The organism is Streptococcus mitis (assembly GCF_002096895.1).
GTDB classification, from domain to species: domain Bacteria; phylum Bacillota; class Bacilli; order Lactobacillales; family Streptococcaceae; genus Streptococcus; species Streptococcus mitis_AH.
The window spans coordinates 113831-129879 of the sequence record NZ_NCVI01000016.1 but is presented as its reverse complement, the minus strand read 5'-3'; the positions used below and the strand labels follow the sequence as shown (position 1 = coordinate 129879).

General features: G+C 40.2%; 13 protein-coding genes and 1 tRNA gene. 11 read left to right on the top strand and 3 right to left on the bottom strand.

Features of this window, described 5'->3' with window-relative positions; translation table 11 throughout:
* The first annotated feature begins 207 nt into the window (after positions 1-207).
* Complete coding sequence (locus B7697_RS01900; protein ID WP_084950057.1) at positions 208-1539, top strand: hemolysin family protein; 1332 nt, start codon at positions 208-210, stop codon at positions 1537-1539.
* Positions 1540-1737: 198 nt separating this feature from the next.
* Here B7697_RS01900 and B7697_RS01895 read toward each other — a convergent pair.
* Positions 1738-1808: transfer RNA gene (locus B7697_RS01895), tRNA-Cys, on the bottom strand.
* A 161-nt stretch (positions 1809-1969) separates the two neighbouring features.
* Between B7697_RS01895 and B7697_RS01890 the strand changes: the two genes are divergently transcribed.
* From B7697_RS01890 to B7697_RS01855, 8 genes are all read left to right on the top strand, one after another.
* Positions 1970-3958, top strand: coding sequence for a peptide ABC transporter substrate-binding protein (locus tag B7697_RS01890; RefSeq protein WP_000749582.1), 1989 nt, complete (start codon positions 1970-1972; stop codon positions 3956-3958).
* Positions 3959-4024: 66 nt separating this feature from the next.
* Positions 4025-5521, top strand: coding sequence for an ABC transporter permease (locus B7697_RS01885; protein WP_020902008.1), 1497 nt, complete (start codon positions 4025-4027; stop codon positions 5519-5521).
* Entirely contained in the window at positions 5521-6447 is a 927-nt protein-coding gene (oppC, locus tag B7697_RS01880) for an oligopeptide ABC transporter permease OppC (protein ID WP_000103691.1), read from the top strand. The genes B7697_RS01885 and oppC overlap by 1 nt, the downstream gene beginning before the upstream one ends.
* A gap of 8 nt (positions 6448-6455) precedes the next feature.
* Positions 6456-7523: an ABC transporter ATP-binding protein gene (locus B7697_RS01875; protein WP_000159550.1), complete on the top strand. Its 1068-nt coding sequence runs from the start codon at positions 6456-6458 to the stop codon at positions 7521-7523.
* Positions 7524-7533: 10 nt separating this feature from the next.
* Positions 7534-8460, top strand: coding sequence for an ATP-binding cassette domain-containing protein (locus B7697_RS01870; RefSeq protein WP_001291284.1), 927 nt, complete (start codon positions 7534-7536; stop codon positions 8458-8460).
* A 454-nt stretch (positions 8461-8914) separates the two neighbouring features.
* Positions 8915-9892, top strand: a complete 978-nt coding sequence (locus tag B7697_RS01865) for an ABC transporter substrate-binding protein (protein ID WP_024057377.1) — start codon at positions 8915-8917, stop codon at positions 9890-9892.
* An 11-nt stretch (positions 9893-9903) separates the two neighbouring features.
* Entirely contained in the window at positions 9904-10797 is an 894-nt protein-coding gene (locus B7697_RS01860) for an ABC transporter permease (RefSeq protein ID WP_000011439.1), read from the top strand.
* A 12-nt stretch (positions 10798-10809) separates the two neighbouring features.
* Positions 10810-11613: an ABC transporter ATP-binding protein gene (locus tag B7697_RS01855; protein WP_084950055.1), complete on the top strand. Its 804-nt coding sequence runs from the start codon at positions 10810-10812 to the stop codon at positions 11611-11613.
* A 43-nt stretch (positions 11614-11656) separates the two neighbouring features.
* Here B7697_RS01855 and B7697_RS01850 read toward each other — a convergent pair whose 3' ends face one another.
* Entirely contained in the window at positions 11657-13096 is a 1440-nt protein-coding gene (locus B7697_RS01850; RefSeq protein ID WP_084950054.1) for a TrkH family potassium uptake protein, read from the bottom strand.
* A 3-nt stretch (positions 13097-13099) separates the two neighbouring features.
* Positions 13100-14449 carry a Trk system potassium transporter TrkA gene (gene trkA / locus B7697_RS01845; RefSeq protein WP_084950052.1) on the bottom strand — a complete coding sequence of 450 codons (1350 nt, stop codon included), beginning with the start codon at positions 14447-14449 and terminating at the stop codon, positions 13100-13102.
* 188 nt (positions 14450-14637) lie between these two features.
* Here trkA and B7697_RS01840 point away from each other — a divergent pair, with 188 nt between their 5' ends.
* Both B7697_RS01840 and B7697_RS01835 read left to right on the top strand, forming a co-directional pair.
* Positions 14638-15486, top strand: coding sequence for an SAM hydrolase/SAM-dependent halogenase family protein (locus B7697_RS01840; RefSeq protein WP_084950051.1), 849 nt, complete (start codon positions 14638-14640; stop codon positions 15484-15486).
* Positions 15487-15501: 15 nt separating this feature from the next.
* Complete coding sequence (locus B7697_RS01835) at positions 15502-16047, top strand: ECF-type riboflavin transporter substrate-binding protein (RefSeq protein ID WP_000795929.1); 546 nt, start codon at positions 15502-15504, stop codon at positions 16045-16047.
* The last annotated feature ends 2 nt before the right edge of the window (positions 16048-16049 follow it).

Here is a 16049-nt window from a genome sequence, read left to right as displayed (position 1 = left end):
GCAGGGCTACAATAGACACTGATACTCAATGAAAATCAAAGAGCAAACTAGGAAGCTAGCCGCAGGTTGCTCAAAGCACAGTTTTGAGGTTGCAGATAAAGCTGACGTGGTTTGAAGAGATTTTCGAAGAGTATGGGAAAAATAATATGTACTGGACTATATTTTGTGATATAATAAAGGATAAGATACTATTTTAGGAGAAGAACTATGGAAGACCCAAGTAGTCAGAATTTGTTGCTACAATTTGTTTTATTGTTTATCTTGACGGTGTTAAATGCCTTTTTCTCAGCCACAGAAATGGCCATGGTGTCACTAAATCGTGCGCGGGTTGAACAAAAGGCAGAAGAAGGAGATAGACGCTATATCCGTCTGCTGAAGGTACTAGAAAATCCTAACCATTTTTTATCAACCATTCAAGTAGGGATTACCCTGATTACGATCTTATCAGGGGCGAGTTTGGCAGACACTCTGGGACGAGAAATTGCTTCTTGGCTTGGAAATAGCGAAACGGCTTATGCCGTTGCAAGTTTTCTATCTTTAGCATTTTTGACTTATATTTCCATCGTTTTTGGGGAATTGTATCCCAAAAGAATCGCTCTTAATCTAAAGGATGCCTTGGCGATTCGTACAGCGCCAGTTATCATTGGGCTGGGGAAATTAGTTAGTCCTTTTGTCTGGCTCTTGTCTGCGTCTACCAATCTTTTGAGTCGTTTGACTCCTATGACCTTTGATGATGCTGACGAAAAAATGACCCGTGATGAAATTGAGTACATGCTGACAAATAGTGAAGAAACACTAGATGCTGACGAAATTGAGATGTTACAGGGGATTTTTTCACTGGACGAATTGATGGCCAGAGAAGTCATGGTTCCTCGGACAGATGCTTTCATGGTCGATATTCAGGATGATAGTCAAACCATTATCCAAAGCATTTTAAAACAAAACTTCTCCCGTATACCAGTTTATGATGGGGATAAAGACAATGTGATTGGAATCATTCATACCAAGAGTCTCCTTAAGGCAGGCTTTGTGGACGGTTTTGACAATATTGTTTGGAAGAAAATCTTACAAGATCCACTTTTTGTTCCTGAAACTATTTTTGTGGATGACTTGTTAAAAGAATTGCGCAATACCCAAAGACAAATGGCAATCTTGCTGGATGAATACGGTGGGATGGCTGGTTTGGTGACCCTGGAAGACCTCTTAGAGGAAATCGTTGGGGAAATCGATGACGAAACAGATAAGGCTGAAATCGAAGTTCATAAAATTGGAGAAGATACTTATATCGTTCAAGGCACCATGAATCTCAATGATTTTAATGACTACTTTGATGTTGAACTGGAAAGTGATGATGTTGATACCATCGCTGGTTACTATTTGACAGGAGTGGGGACCATTCCAACGACTGAGAAACTCAGTTATGAATTAGTCAGCCAAAACAAACAGCTTATCCTAACCAATGATAAAGTGAAAAATGGACGTGTTACCAAGGTAAAAGTCCAAATTACCGAAGTTGAAATAGAAGAAGAAACAGAGTAAACTAGAGGCTTTTGTCACCAGGCGTGACGAAGCTTTTTTCAGTTGATTTCAAGAGGGAATTGTGTCCTCGAAAAACTCAGCCCCAACCTAGTCTCAAAAGTTTTTTAAGGTTATACGTATTTATTCGAGGAAAAAAGAAAAAAGCCCTTTAAATTGGGCTTTCTGTTTAAATGAAACCTGAAAAAATCAAGTTATAGAAGGCGGTAGACGGATTTGAACCGACGATCAAGCTTTTGCAGAGCCGTGCCTTACCACTTGGCTATACCGCCTTAACGTTTATTATTATACCTTGAAAATGATTTTCAGTCAATAGCTTTTTCAGATTTTTTGTGTCAATAAGCCTAAATATTCTGAAAATTCGTTTACTTTTCTTGAAATCTATGATATAATTGATGATAACCTATACTTTATTTATAAGAGGAGTAAATAAATGAAAAAAAGTCAAGTGCTTGCTGTAGCGGGAGCTACCTTATTAGCGTCAGGAGTTCTAGCTGCGTGTTCAAACACTAGTTCAAATAATGCTAAACTAGCAAAAGATTACCAATATGTCTATCAAACAGATCCAGAAACTTTGGATTATATCGTCAGCAATATCGATTCAACATCATTCGTCACAACAAATGCTGTAGATGGTTTGTTGGCTAATGATAAATATGGTAACTTGGTTCCTTCTATTGCTGAATCATGGACAGTTTCAAAAGATGGTTTGACATATACCTATAAAATCCGTAAGGATGCTAAATGGGTGACAGCAGAGGGAGAGGAATACGCTCCTGTAACTGCTAAAGACTTCGTTACTGGTTTGAAACACGCCGTAGATGGAAAATCAAAAGGACTTTCAATCGTTAGCTCTTCTATTAAGGGATTAGAAGCCTATATCAAGGGTGAAACAAGCGATTTTTCAACCGTTGGAGTAAAAGCACTTGATGATCAAACACTAGAATATACCTTGAACCAGCCAGAAACTTTCTGGAATGACAAGACCACTAGTGGTGTTTTGATGCCGGTTAATGAAGAATTCTTAACTTCAAAAGGGGAAGGTTTTGGTGCCCCAACCGATGCTAACTCTATTCTTTATAACGGTCCATTTGTCTTAAAATCTGTAACTCCAAAATCATCTATCGAGATGGCTAAAAATGATGCTTACTGGGACAAAGAAAATGTAAAAATTGAGAACGTTAAGTTCACTTTCTGGGATGGTAAGGACCAAGATGTGATTGCCAAAGGTTTTGCTGATGGTCAATATAGCAAGGCTCGTATCTTCCCTACAAGTTCTACATATGAAAAATATGCAGCTGACTTTAAAGATAACATTTACTTTAATGAACCAGGAGCGGGTGTTGCAACTGTCAGCTTGAACTATGGCCGTACAACCTATAATCATACTGCCAAAACAAGTGATGCTCAAAAGACATCTACTCAGAAAGCATTGCTAAACAAGGAATTCCGTCAAGCCTTGAACTTTGCTGTCGATCGCAATTCTTACTCAGCTCAAACAAATGGTACTGATGGAGCTGCAGTAGCCATCCGTAATACATTCGCACCATATAATCTTCAAGTTGGTAAGAAAACATTTGGTGAATTGGTACAAGATAGCTTGGCTAAGACAAATTCTTCTACTTGGTCAAACGTGTCTCTAGCAGATTCTCAAAATGGCCTTTACAATGAAGAAAAAGCGAAAGAAGTCTTTGCTAAAGCCAAATCAAGTCTACAAGCTGAAGGTGTTGAATTCCCAATCCACTTGGATGCCCTGGTTATCCAAGAATCAACAGCGGTTGTAAACCGTGTTCAATCATTGAAACAATCAATTGAAAAAGTATTGGGTTCAGATAATGTTGTTGTAGACTTACAACAAATGACTCAAGCAGAAGCTTTACCAATTTCATTTAGCGCTCCAACAGCTAAAGAGCAAGACTGGGATATCCATACCTTGCTAGGATGGAACCCGGACTATCAAGATCCTTCTACTTTCTTGGATCAATTCGTCCTTAAGGGAGGAAGCACTCGCCTTTACCTTGGTATTGACCAAAACACAGATGCATCAGTAGTAAGCAAACTTGGTTTAGCTGACTATGGAAAATTACTTGATGACGCAAACAGCGAAAACCAAGATGTTCAAAAACGTTATGAAAAATACGCGGTGGCACAAGCTTGGTTGACTGACAATGCTTTGACAATTCCAGTAATGGCTTCTCCTAAAGAAACAGCCGTTTCATATGTTTCAAAAGTTCTACCATTTAGCTCTTCATATTCTGTAGCCGGCCTTAAAGGTGAAAATTCAGGATACTTGAAGTACACTGAAGTTGGTGAAAAAGCAATCACCAAAGAAGAGTATGAAAAAGCTCGTGAAAAATGGTTGAAAGAAAAGACTGAGTCAAACGAAAAAGCTCAAAAAGAATTGGCAAGTCATGTGAAGTAAATAATTTTCAATAGAACTTTCTCTCCATGAGGAGAAGGTTCTTTTGGGATTTTTAAAGGAAATGATATGAAAAAATATATTTTTATGCGTGTTTTGCGGTCCTTGGTTTCTATCTTCTTAGTAACAACCTTGACTTACACGATTATCTATACAATGGTTCCTCGAAAATTGATTTTCAAACAGGATACCAACTATAACAAGATTGCTACAACTGCTGATAAACGTGATAACTATGAGAATACCGTTTATGAGCGTATGGGCTATATCGAGTACTACGATACCAAAGAGTTGCAAGAAAAAGCTAGCCAGATGGATGCTTCTGTAACAGTTGAAGCCAATGATACCAACAAGGCTATCTATGAAAAATACATCAAACAAATCGGTCATGGTTGGACCCTGGGAGAATTTACTGAAAGTGGCCAATTCTACGCTACACGTGAAATTCCAATTTTTGAACGTGTGTTTAAATTCTATGCAAACTTGCTTGATATCGACCACACAAACAAGATTCAGGACCCAGAAAATCCAAATTTGGAGCGTTATTTGCGTTTTGAAAATGATCCCGCTATCGGCTGGTCTCTGGTAGGTTCAGGGACTAAACACAAGTACCTCTTGTACTTCAATAGTCAGTTCCCATTTGTTCACCAAAACTTTGTGAACTTGAATTTGGGTGATTCATATCCAACTTATGCTAATACTCCTGTGCTTCAAGTTATCACACAAGGACAAGGTCAAACTAAGACATCAGAAGTGCAATTCCCAACTGGTAAGAAAACATCTTCAGTTAATATCTACTCAAGAACCTACAAATCGCCTAGTCAGGCTGATTCTCGTGAAGTAGCTAACTATGGGAAAGATGACCCATATACTGCAACTGAAAGCAACTACCAATATCCTTCTATGATTGCTAGCTCTGCAGTCGTTGGATTGATTGGTTTGGTGATTTCTTATGCGATTGCCGTGCCACTTGGTTCAGCTATGGCTCGCTTCAAGAATACTTGGATTGATAGCTTCTCAACAGGGTTTTTGACCTTCTTGATGGCCCTTCCAACCATTGCCTTGGTTTACATTGTTCGTTTGATTGGATCATCAATTGGTCTTCCAGATTCATTCCCTATTTTGGGTGCGGGAGATTGGCGTTCTTACGTTTTACCAGCAGTTATCCTTGGTTTATTGGGTGCTCCTGGTACAGCTATTTGGATTCGTCGTTACATGATTGATTTGCAATCACAGGACTTTGTTCGTTTTGCTCGTGCAAAAGGTTTGTCTGAAAAAGAAATTTCAAACAAACACATCTTTAAAAATGCCATGGTTCCGCTGGTTTCAGGAATTCCTGGTGCTGTTATCGGGGTTATCGGTGGTGCAACCCTTACTGAAACAGTCTTCGCCTTCCCAGGTATGGGTAAAATGTTGATTGACTCTGTAAAAGCATCTAATAACTCTATGGTCGTTGGTCTTGTCTTCATCTTTACATGTATTTCTATCTTCTCACTTCTTTTGGGAGATATTTGGATGACTATTATTGACCCACGTATTAAATTGACTGAGAAAGGAGGCAAATAATGTCTACAATTGATAAAGAAAAATTTCAGTTCGTAAAACGTGACGATTTTGCCTCTGAAGCCATTGATGCGCCAGCTTATTCATACTGGGGTTCAGTGTTTAGACAATTTATGAAGAAAAAATCAACTGTAGTCATGTTGGGAATCTTGGTAGCTATCATTTTGATGAGTTTCATCTACCCAATGTTTTCTAAGTTTGATTTCAATGATGTCAGCAAGGTAAACGACTTTAGTGCTCGTTATATCAAGCCAAATGCTGAGCATTGGTTCGGTACAGACAGTAACGGTAAATCTCTCTTTGACGGTGTTTGGTTCGGAGCTCGTAACTCTATCCTCATTTCTGTGATTGCGACAGTGATTAACTTGGTTATCGGTGTTTTTGTCGGTGGTATTTGGGGAATTTCAAAATCAGTTGACCGCGTGATGATGGAAGTTTACAACGTCATCTCAAACATCCCATCTCTTTTGATTGTCATTGTCTTGACTTACTCAATCGGAGCTGGATTCTGGAATCTGATTTTTGCCATGAGTGTAACAACATGGATTGGGATTGCCTTCATGATTCGTGTGCAAATCTTGCGTTATCGTGACTTGGAATACAACTTGGCGTCACGTACCTTGGGAACACCAACCTTGAAGATTGTTGCCAAAAATATCATGCCTCAATTGGTATCTGTTATTGTGACAACCATGACTCAAATGCTTCCAAGCTTTATCTCATACGAAGCCTTCTTGTCATTCTTCGGTCTTGGATTACCAATTACAGTGCCAAGTTTGGGTCGTTTGATTTCAGATTATTCACAGAACGTAACAACAAATGCTTACTTGTTCTGGATTCCATTGACAACTCTTGTCTTGGTATCCTTGTCCCTTTTCGTAGTTGGTCAAAACTTAGCGGATGCTAGTGATCCACGTACACATAGATAGGAGTAGAAATGACAAAAGAAAAAAATGTAATTTTGACTGCTCGCGATATTGTCGTGGAATTTGACGTTCGTGACAAAGTATTGACAGCCATTCGCGGCGTTTCCCTTGAACTAGTTGAAGGAGAAGTATTAGCCTTGGTAGGTGAGTCAGGATCAGGAAAATCTGTTTTGACAAAGACTTTCACAGGTATGCTTGAAGAAAATGGTCGCATTGCCCAAGGTAGCATTGACTACCGTGGTCAAGATTTGACAGCTTTATCTTCTCACAAGGATTGGGAACAAATTCGTGGCGCTAAGATTGCGACTATCTTCCAAGATCCAATGACTAGTTTGGACCCAATTAAAACAATTGGTAGTCAGATTACAGAAGTTATTGTAAAACACCAAGGAAAAACAGCTAAAGAAGCGAAAGAATTGGCCATTGACTACATGAATAAGGTTGGGATTCCAGATGCAGATAGACGTTTTGATGAATACCCATTCCAATATTCTGGAGGAATGCGTCAACGTATCGTTATTGCGATTGCTCTTGCCTGCCGACCTGATGTCTTGATTTGTGATGAGCCAACGACTGCCTTGGATGTGACCATCCAAGCTCAGATTATTGATTTGTTGAAATCTTTACAAAACGAGTACCATTTCACAACAATCTTTATCACCCACGACCTTGGTGTGGTGGCAAGTATTGCAGATAAGGTAGCGGTTATGTATGCAGGAGAAATCGTTGAGTATGGAACTGTTGAGGAAGTCTTCTATGACCCTCGCCATCCATATACATGGAGTCTCTTGTCTAGCTTGCCTCAGCTTGCTGATGATAAAGGGGATCTTTACTCAATCCCAGGAACACCTCCGTCACTTTATACTGACCTGAAAGGGGATGCCTTTGCCTTGCGTTCTGACTATGCAATGCAGATTGACTTCGAACAAAAAGCTCCTCAATTCTCAGTATCAGAGACACATTGGGCTAAAACTTGGCTACTTCATGAGGATGCTCCAAAAGTAGAAAAACCAGCTGTGATTGCAAATCTCCATGATAAGATTCGTGAAAAAATGGGATTTGCCCATCTGGCTGACTAGGAGGAAGGAAATGTCTGAAAAATTAGTAGAAATCAAAGATTTAGAAATTTCCTTCGGTGAAGGAAGTAAGAAGTTTGTCGCAGTTAAAAATGCTAACTTCTTTATCAACAAGGGAGAAACTTTCTCGCTTGTAGGTGAGTCAGGTAGTGGGAAAACAACTATTGGTCGTGCCATCATCGGTCTTAATGATACAAGTAATGGGGATATCATTTTTGATGGTCAAAAGATTAATGGTAAGAAATCGCGTGAACAAGCTGCAGAATTGATTCGTCGTATCCAGATGATTTTTCAAGATCCTGCCGCAAGTTTGAATGAACGTGCGACTGTTGATTATATTATTTCTGAAGGTCTTTACAATCATCATCTGTTCAAGGATGAAGAAGAACGTAAAGAGAAAGTTAAAAATATTATCCGTGAAGTGGGGCTTCTTGCTGAGCACTTGACTCGTTACCCTCATGAATTCTCAGGTGGTCAACGTCAACGTATCGGTATTGCCCGTGCCTTGGTCATGCAACCAGACTTTGTTATTGCGGATGAGCCCATTTCAGCCTTGGACGTTTCTGTGCGTGCTCAAGTCTTGAACTTGCTCAAAAAATTCCAAAAAGAACTTGGTTTGACCTATCTCTTCATCGCCCATGACTTGTCTGTCGTTCGCTTTATTTCAGATCGTATCGCAGTTATTTACAAGGGTGTTATTGTAGAGGTTGCAGAAACAGAAGAATTGTTTAACAATCCAATTCACCCATATACTCAAGCCTTGCTTTCAGCGGTACCAATCCCAGATCCAATCTTGGAACGTAAGAAGGTCTTGAAAGTTTACGACCCAAGTCAACACGACTATGAGACTGATAAGCCATCTATGGTAGAAATCCGTCCAGGTCACTATGTTTGGGCTAACCAAGCCGAATTGGCGCGTTACCAACAAGGGTTAAACTAATAATGGTTTTATAATTTCCATAAAAATTGATATGGGAATTATAAACCTTTTTTTGTTGGACTGATTTGAAAAAATCTTTGAAAGTATCCTGAAAGAATTTTCGAAAAATTTTAAAAAATTCTGAAATATTCTTGACAGCTGATGAAAAAGGTGGTAAGATAGGAAACATCAAAAAAGAAAGCAGAAAAAGAAATGAATAAGAGACAAGCTGTAACGATGAATCAAAACTTTTACTTTAGCTACTTTAGATAGTGTTTGTAGACATGTCACCATGGATGCAAACAGTTCAAGCAATTTGTTTGTATCTATGTGGCTAAGATTTTTGATTGTGGTCCATATAGATGAATATCTAAATGGACTAGCTAAGTTGTAACTTGTTAGCTTATTTCAAGCATCCGTTTAGATAGTATCTAGGCGGTTTTTTGTTTTATCTTTTCTGAGAAGGAGTTTCATTATGAAAGTTGTTCGAAAATTACTAGCCCCTCTCTTGGTAGTGGGGATTCTCTTGACCTCTCTGATTAGTTTGCATCAGTTGAAGGCAGATAAGAAAAAAGATGTGTTTCGTATCGGTATTTCGCAATTTATTACCCACCAGTCCTTAGACGCTACTAGAGAAGGGTTTGTGGATGAGCTTGCCAAGCAAGGCTATGCTGAAGGGAAAAATATCGAGATTGATTTGCAAAATGCACAGGGAGAACAACGAAACCTAAAAACGATTTCCCAGCAACTAGCAGAATCTAGTGATGTCGTTCTAGCTATCGCAACGCCTTCTGCTCAGAGCTTGGCTAATACAACACAAACGACACCGGTTATCTTTTCAGCTGTAACAGACCCTGTCAGTGCCAAGTTGGTAGAGTCAAGAGAGCATCCTGGGGGCAATGTAACTGGAACAAGTGATCAGTCATCAGATGCTATCTCAACCCAAATCAATTTGATAAAGAAAGTGTTGCCAAAAGCTAAAACAATTGGAATCCTCTATACTCAGAGCGAGCCAAACTCAGTTGTCCAAAAGGATGAAGCTAAGCGACTTCTGGAAGAAAAAGGCTTTACCGTTGTTGAAAAAACAATCTTGGACAGTAACAATGTCAAAGCGGCAGCAGAGAGTTTGATGGCAGAAGTGGATATGGTTTTTGTACCAACGGACAATATCATTTCGTCAACCATGGAAACAGTTAAGCAGGTTTCTATTAAACACAAGGTTCCAGTATTCGGTGGCTCAACGGAAATGATTGCGGTTGGTGGTTTGTATAACTACGGTACCAATTATGAAGAATTGGGACGGCAGACAGCCCGCATGTTGATTCGTGTCTTAAAAGGTGAGAAACCAGAAAATATAGCAGTTGAGTTGCCTGAAAAACTGGAATTGCATACCAATCAAGAAATGGCAGATGCACTAGGAATTGATATTAGTAAGTTGGAAAGCAAGGAATAGGGAGGTTTAAGATGAGTTTTGTATTATCTAGTTTATCAGAAGGTTTGTTGTGGTCGATTATGGCCATTGGAGTTTACTTGACTTTCCGTATTTTGGATATTGCGGATATGACTGCTGAAGGAGCCTTTCCTTTGGGGGCAGCTGTCGTTGTATCGCAGATACAGGCAGGGACAAATCCTTGGATTGCGACCTTACTTGCTTTGCTGGCAGGTATGGTAGCTGGTCTTGTATCAGGAATGCTCCACACCAAGATGAAAATCCCAGCTCTCTTGACAGGGATTGTGACCTTGACAGGGCTTTATTCAATCAATATTAAAATCATGGGCAGTGTGCCCAACCTTTCCTTGGGAGATTCTTCAACTGTCTTTAAACAATTGGCGAGCTTGGGGCTGACAAATGAAGAAGCTGTTTTCTCATTCAGTTTGGCCTGTCTCCTACTTGTTTGTTTGGTCTTGACTCTTTTGATGAAAACGGAGATTGGATTGGTCTTGCGTTCGACTGGGGACAATATTCCGATGAGTGAGGCTAATGGGGTCAATGTAGACACCATGAAGATTGTTGGTTACATGATTTCAAATGGTTTGATTGCCCTGTGTGGTTCCTTGTTCGCTCAAAATGATGGATTTTCAGACGTAACCTCTGGGACAGGAACCATCGTTGTTGGTTTGAGTGCAGTTATTATTGCAGAAGTTTTGATACACGACTTGACCATTGGAGGTCGCTTGTTATCTATCGGAATCGGTGCCATTGTTTACCGTTTGATTATTTTAAATATCTATGAAATTCCAAATCTAGATCAAAACCTGGTACGTCTCTTTAATGCAATCTTGCTAGCCTTAGTGTTATTTGCACCAGAACTGCAAAAGAGATTAAAGATTCGTGGTTTGAAACTGAGAAATGAATAGGAGGAGAAAGTTATGGCAAGTTTGTTAACACTTGAAAATATTCACAAAACCTTTGAAGCAGGGACGGTCAATGAGAACCATGTCCTCAAAGGATTAGACTTAGAGGTTGAAGAGGGAGATTTTATCTCTGTGATTGGTGGAAATGGAGCAGGGAAATCCACTTTGATGAATATCTTGGCTGGCAATCTATCGGTGGATGAAGGGGACCTTTTATTGGCAGGCAAATCCATTAAAAATCTTAGTGTAAGAAAGAGAGCCAAGGATATTGCCCGTGTTTTTCAAGATCCTAAGATGGGAACAGCTTCTCGTTTGACGATTGAGGAGAATATGGCTATTGCCTTGAGACGTGGGCAGAAGAGAGGGCTTGGTTGGGGCGTGAAGGAGAAGGAGAGAATCCAGTTCCAAGAGGCCTTGAAAGAGTTGAATATTGGCCTTGAAAATCGCTTGAAAGTGGATACCCAATACCTTTCAGGAGGACAAAGACAGGCCTTGACCCTAGTCATGGCAGCTCTGGTGAAACCTAAACTTTTGCTTTTGGATGAACACACTGCGGCGCTTGATCCGAAAACGAGTCAAATGGTGATGGACTTGACGCAAAAGATTGTGGAACACCATCAGTTGACGACTTTGATGATTACCCACGATATGAACCATGCGATTGAGTACGGCAATCGTATCATTATGCTCTATCAGGGTAAGATAGTGGTGGATGTCAAGGGAGAGGAGAAAAAGCATCTGACGGTTGAAGATCTTATGCATCTTTTCCAGAAAAATAGTGGCCAAAGTCTGGTCAGTGATGAATTGGTTTTGGGATAAAGAAAAACACCACACTTTGTTAGATACAAGGTGTGGTTGTATTTTATCTTTTAGACCAAGTTCTCTTCATAAAGAGAAGTAGGATTGGGTAAATCTCCAAACGACCTGCAATCATTGCAAAGGAGAGGAGGATTTTTGAAATAGGACTAAAGATTGCGAAACTAGAAGTGGTTCCTAGGATAGGTCCGATATTATTGAAACAGCTAAAGACAGCGCTGGTAACGACTAGGAAATCATTGCTATCTAGGCTGACAATAAAGATAAGTGCTAGCAAAATCATAGAATAGATGACAAAGTACTTGAGAATTTTATGCTGGGTATCCTTGTCAATCACCGTTTTATTAACATGGAGGGTCAAAACACGGTGGGGCGATAAGATTGACAAAATCTGATTTTTGGCAATTTTTGAAAGGATGAGGCCTCGAATAACCTTGAGTCCACCTGCGGTTGATCCAGCGGAGCCACCGATTCCCATGAGAAAGAGGAGGATAAACTGGGAGAAGAGAGGCCAGTTAGTAATATCTCCATATCCAAAACCAGTTGTTGTAATGATGTTGGAAACCTGGAAGAAGGCCATTTCAAAACTCTTTGAAAATCCCGGGTAGAGATAGAGGGTATTAAGGCTGATCAAGCCTGTAGAAATCATTACGATGAATAAGTAAGCCCGAAGTTCTTCATCTCCAAAGAAGGCCTTGACGCGACGGATCATGAGGTAGTAGTAGAGGTTGAAATTTACCCCAAAAACCAGAACTCCGATACTAACCAGATAGGTAATCAGTGAGCTACCATAGTGGGCAATTCCGTCGTTATAGACGGTAAATCCTCCTGTACCCGCTGTTCCCATGGCAATGACAAAACTATCAAATAGGGGCATTCCGGCTAGGTAATAGATGATGACAAAGAGGGAAAAGAGAGCTAGATAAAGGAGATAGAGAATCTGGGCAGTATTTTTTAGCTTGGATACTACTTTACCGAAAACAGGGCCAGGAACCTCAGCCTTCATCACCTCTAGGTGGCTATTTTTGGCGTTATCCATAATAGCAAGTGCAAAAACAAGCACTCCCATTCCTCCAATCAAGTGGGTAAAGCTTCGCCAGAAGAGGAGGGAACGACTGAGAACCGAAACGTCGTTCAGAATAGTTGCTCCAGTAGTTGTAAAGCCAGAACTGATTTCAAAAAAGGCATCGATAACGCTGGGAATTTGCCCAGCAAAGACAAAGGGGAGACCGCCAAAGAAAGACCAAAGTATCCAACAGAGGGCAACAATCAAGATTCCCTCCTTGGCATAAATCCGTTGATTTTTTGGCTTTTGTAAAATTCCTGAACCACCTAGTAATACGAGAAGCCCAATCGTTGTAAAGAGGGCTGTAAAGACTTGGCTCGATTCGTGGTAATAGACAGCTACAGCTACAGGAACCAAGAGGAGAACAGCTTCAATCAAAAGTAACTTTGAAAGGAGGTAACGAATCATACTCTTATTCATTTCTTACCTCGCGATCAAGTCATAAATCTTGGTGATGTTTGGCAACAAGGTTGTTACTAGGAGCTTGTCTCCGACTTCAAGCATATCCTCCCCTGTAGGGAAAATAGTCTTGCCCTTTCGAATGATGGCTGCAATCAGAACCCCTTTTTTCAATTTCAGTTGAGAAAGTGGTTTGGCAGTCATCTTATTAGCTTCCTTGATATGGAATTGCAGGGTTTCAATTTGGCCATTAGCTAGATGGTGCATGGCTTGAAGGTCTGAATATTGGGCATTAACGCGACCACGAATGAAGTGCATAATCGTATCTACAGCAATGCTTTTAGGTGTGATGATACTTGAAAAATCAGGCGCATTGATAATCTCTAGGAGACTGGTACGATTGACCTTGGTAATATTTTTCTGCACACCTACGCTGTCAAGGAACATAGAAGTAATCAGATTTTCCTCATCGACTCCTGTTAGAGTCGCAACGGCATCATAGTTTTGAGCACTTTCTTCCAGCAGGATATCTTTTGCGGTCCCATCTCCTTGAACGATGTAAAGATTTGGGAATTTCTCGCTAAAGAAGCTGGCGATCTCAGGATTGATTTCAATAACCTTGGTATCGATACGACTGTCTTTGAGAATACCTAGTAGATAATAGGCAATTCTACCTGCTCCAACAATAAGAAGGCTCTTCACGGCACGTGATTTAAAATAATTATGGAAGAGCATCATATCAACACGGTTACCAGTGACAAAGATTCTATCTTTATCCTGTATGGTCATGTCACCACTTGGGATGATAATTTGATGATCTCTTTCTATCGCGCAGACAATGACATTGCCAAATTTTTTCCGAAAATCAGAAATGGGCATTTGGCAAAGACCGCTGGAGGATTTAACAGTGAATTCCATGAGGCTAACGCGTCCACCAAAGAAACGTTCGACAGAGAGGGCGTTGGGGAAGTCAATGATATTCGCGATAGCGCGGGCAGCCAAGAGCTCAGGGTTAACGATAAGAGAAAAACCGAGAATATTCTTTTCCTTGAAATAAGAGTTAGAATATTCAGGGTTCCGCACCCGAACGATGGTCTCTTTAGCTCCCATTTTTTTGGCTAGAACGGCTGCAATCATGTTCACTTCATCGTATTCAGTCAGGGCGATAAAGATATCACAATCCTGGACACTTGCTTGTTCAAGAATGGTGAAATCAGCTCCGTTGCCAAGGATACCCATGATATCAAAGCGATTGACAATATGATTGAGGACAGCTTCATCTTGCTCAATCAGCAAAACATCATGCTTTTCTGCAACCAAGGAGCGACAGAGGGCAGAACCAACTTTTCCCCCTCCGACAAGGATAATTTTCATAATAAAACCTACTTTTTCATGATGTAACTATCATACCTTTTTTCAAGAAAAAATGCACCTACTAGCTAATCACCAGAGTTTTTAGTAGGAAATTTGCTATAAGGTAAAACTATACCCTAACCAATTGAAATAGCTATTAGCGACTTTCTCTGAAATATGGTATGATAAAGGATATATAAGGAGATAAAATGAATAATAATTTACTGGTATTACAATCAGACTTTGGTCTGGTTGATGGTGCGGTATCGGCTATGATTGGAGTGGCTTTAGAAGAATCTCCAACCTTAAAAATTCATCACTTGACGCACGATATTACGCCTTATAATATTTTTGAGGGAAGTTACCGTCTCTTTCAGACTGTGGATTACTGGCCTGAGGGAACGACATTTGTATCGGTGGTCGATCCAGGTGTCGGCTCGAAACGTAAGAGTGTGGTTGCCAAGACTGCAAAAAATCAATACATTGTCACGCCAGATAATGGGACTCTTTCTTTTATCAAGAAACACGTTGGTATTGTAGCCATTCGTGAAATTTCTGAAGTGGCCAATAGACGTCAAAACACAGAGCATTCTTATACTTTCCACGGTCGTGATGTTTATGCTTATACTGGTGCTAAACTGGCTAGTGGTCACATTAGTTTTGAGGAAGTGGGGCCAGAGCTCAGTGTAGATCAGATTGTGGAACTTCCAGTCGTAGAGACAATCATTGAAGATCATCTGGTAAAGGGAGCTATTGATATTCTAGATGTGCGTTTTGGTTCGCTTTGGACCTCTGTCACACGAGAAGAATTTTACAAACTGGAACCAGACTTTGGTGACCGTTTTGAAGTGACTATCTATCACGCAGATATGCTGGTTTATCAAAATCAGGTTGTTTATGGCAAATCATTTGCAGATGTGAGAATTGGGCAACCCATCCTTTACATCAACTCTCTCTATCGTTTAGGTTTGGCTATCAACCAAGGTTCCTTTGCCAAGGCCTATAATGTAGGTGTTGGTTCATCTTGGACCATTGAAATAAAGAAAATAGAATCATAAAATAGGAGAATATAGATGAAAAATCAATCAATTAAACAAGTTGTTGCTATCGGTGTTGGAGCTGCGCTCTTCGTTGTCATCGGGATGATCAGCATTCCGACACCTGTTCCAAATACAAGCATCCAGCTTCAGTATGCGGTACAGAGCCTCTTGTCTATCATTTTTGGCCCTCTAGTGGGATTACTTGTTGGTTTAATTGGTCATGCAGTGAAGGACTCTCTTGCTGGCTACGGTCTTTGGTGGACTTGGATTATTGCTAGTGGTCTATTTGGTCTAGTCGTCGGACTCTTTAGAAAATACATTCGAGTAACACAGGGTGTTTTTGAGTTGAAGGATATTGTCTTCTTTAACCTCATTCAGATTGTTGCAAATGCTCTTGTTTGGGGTGTCTTGGCACCACTTGGAGATGTTGTGATTTATCAAGAAGCTGCAGAAAAAGTATTTGCCCAAGGGATTGTTGCGGGAATTGCTAATGCTGTAACTGTAGCTATCGCAGGTACTCTTCTCTTGCTAGCTTATTCACGTACGCAGACTCGTTCAGGAAGTTTGAAAAAGGATTAACA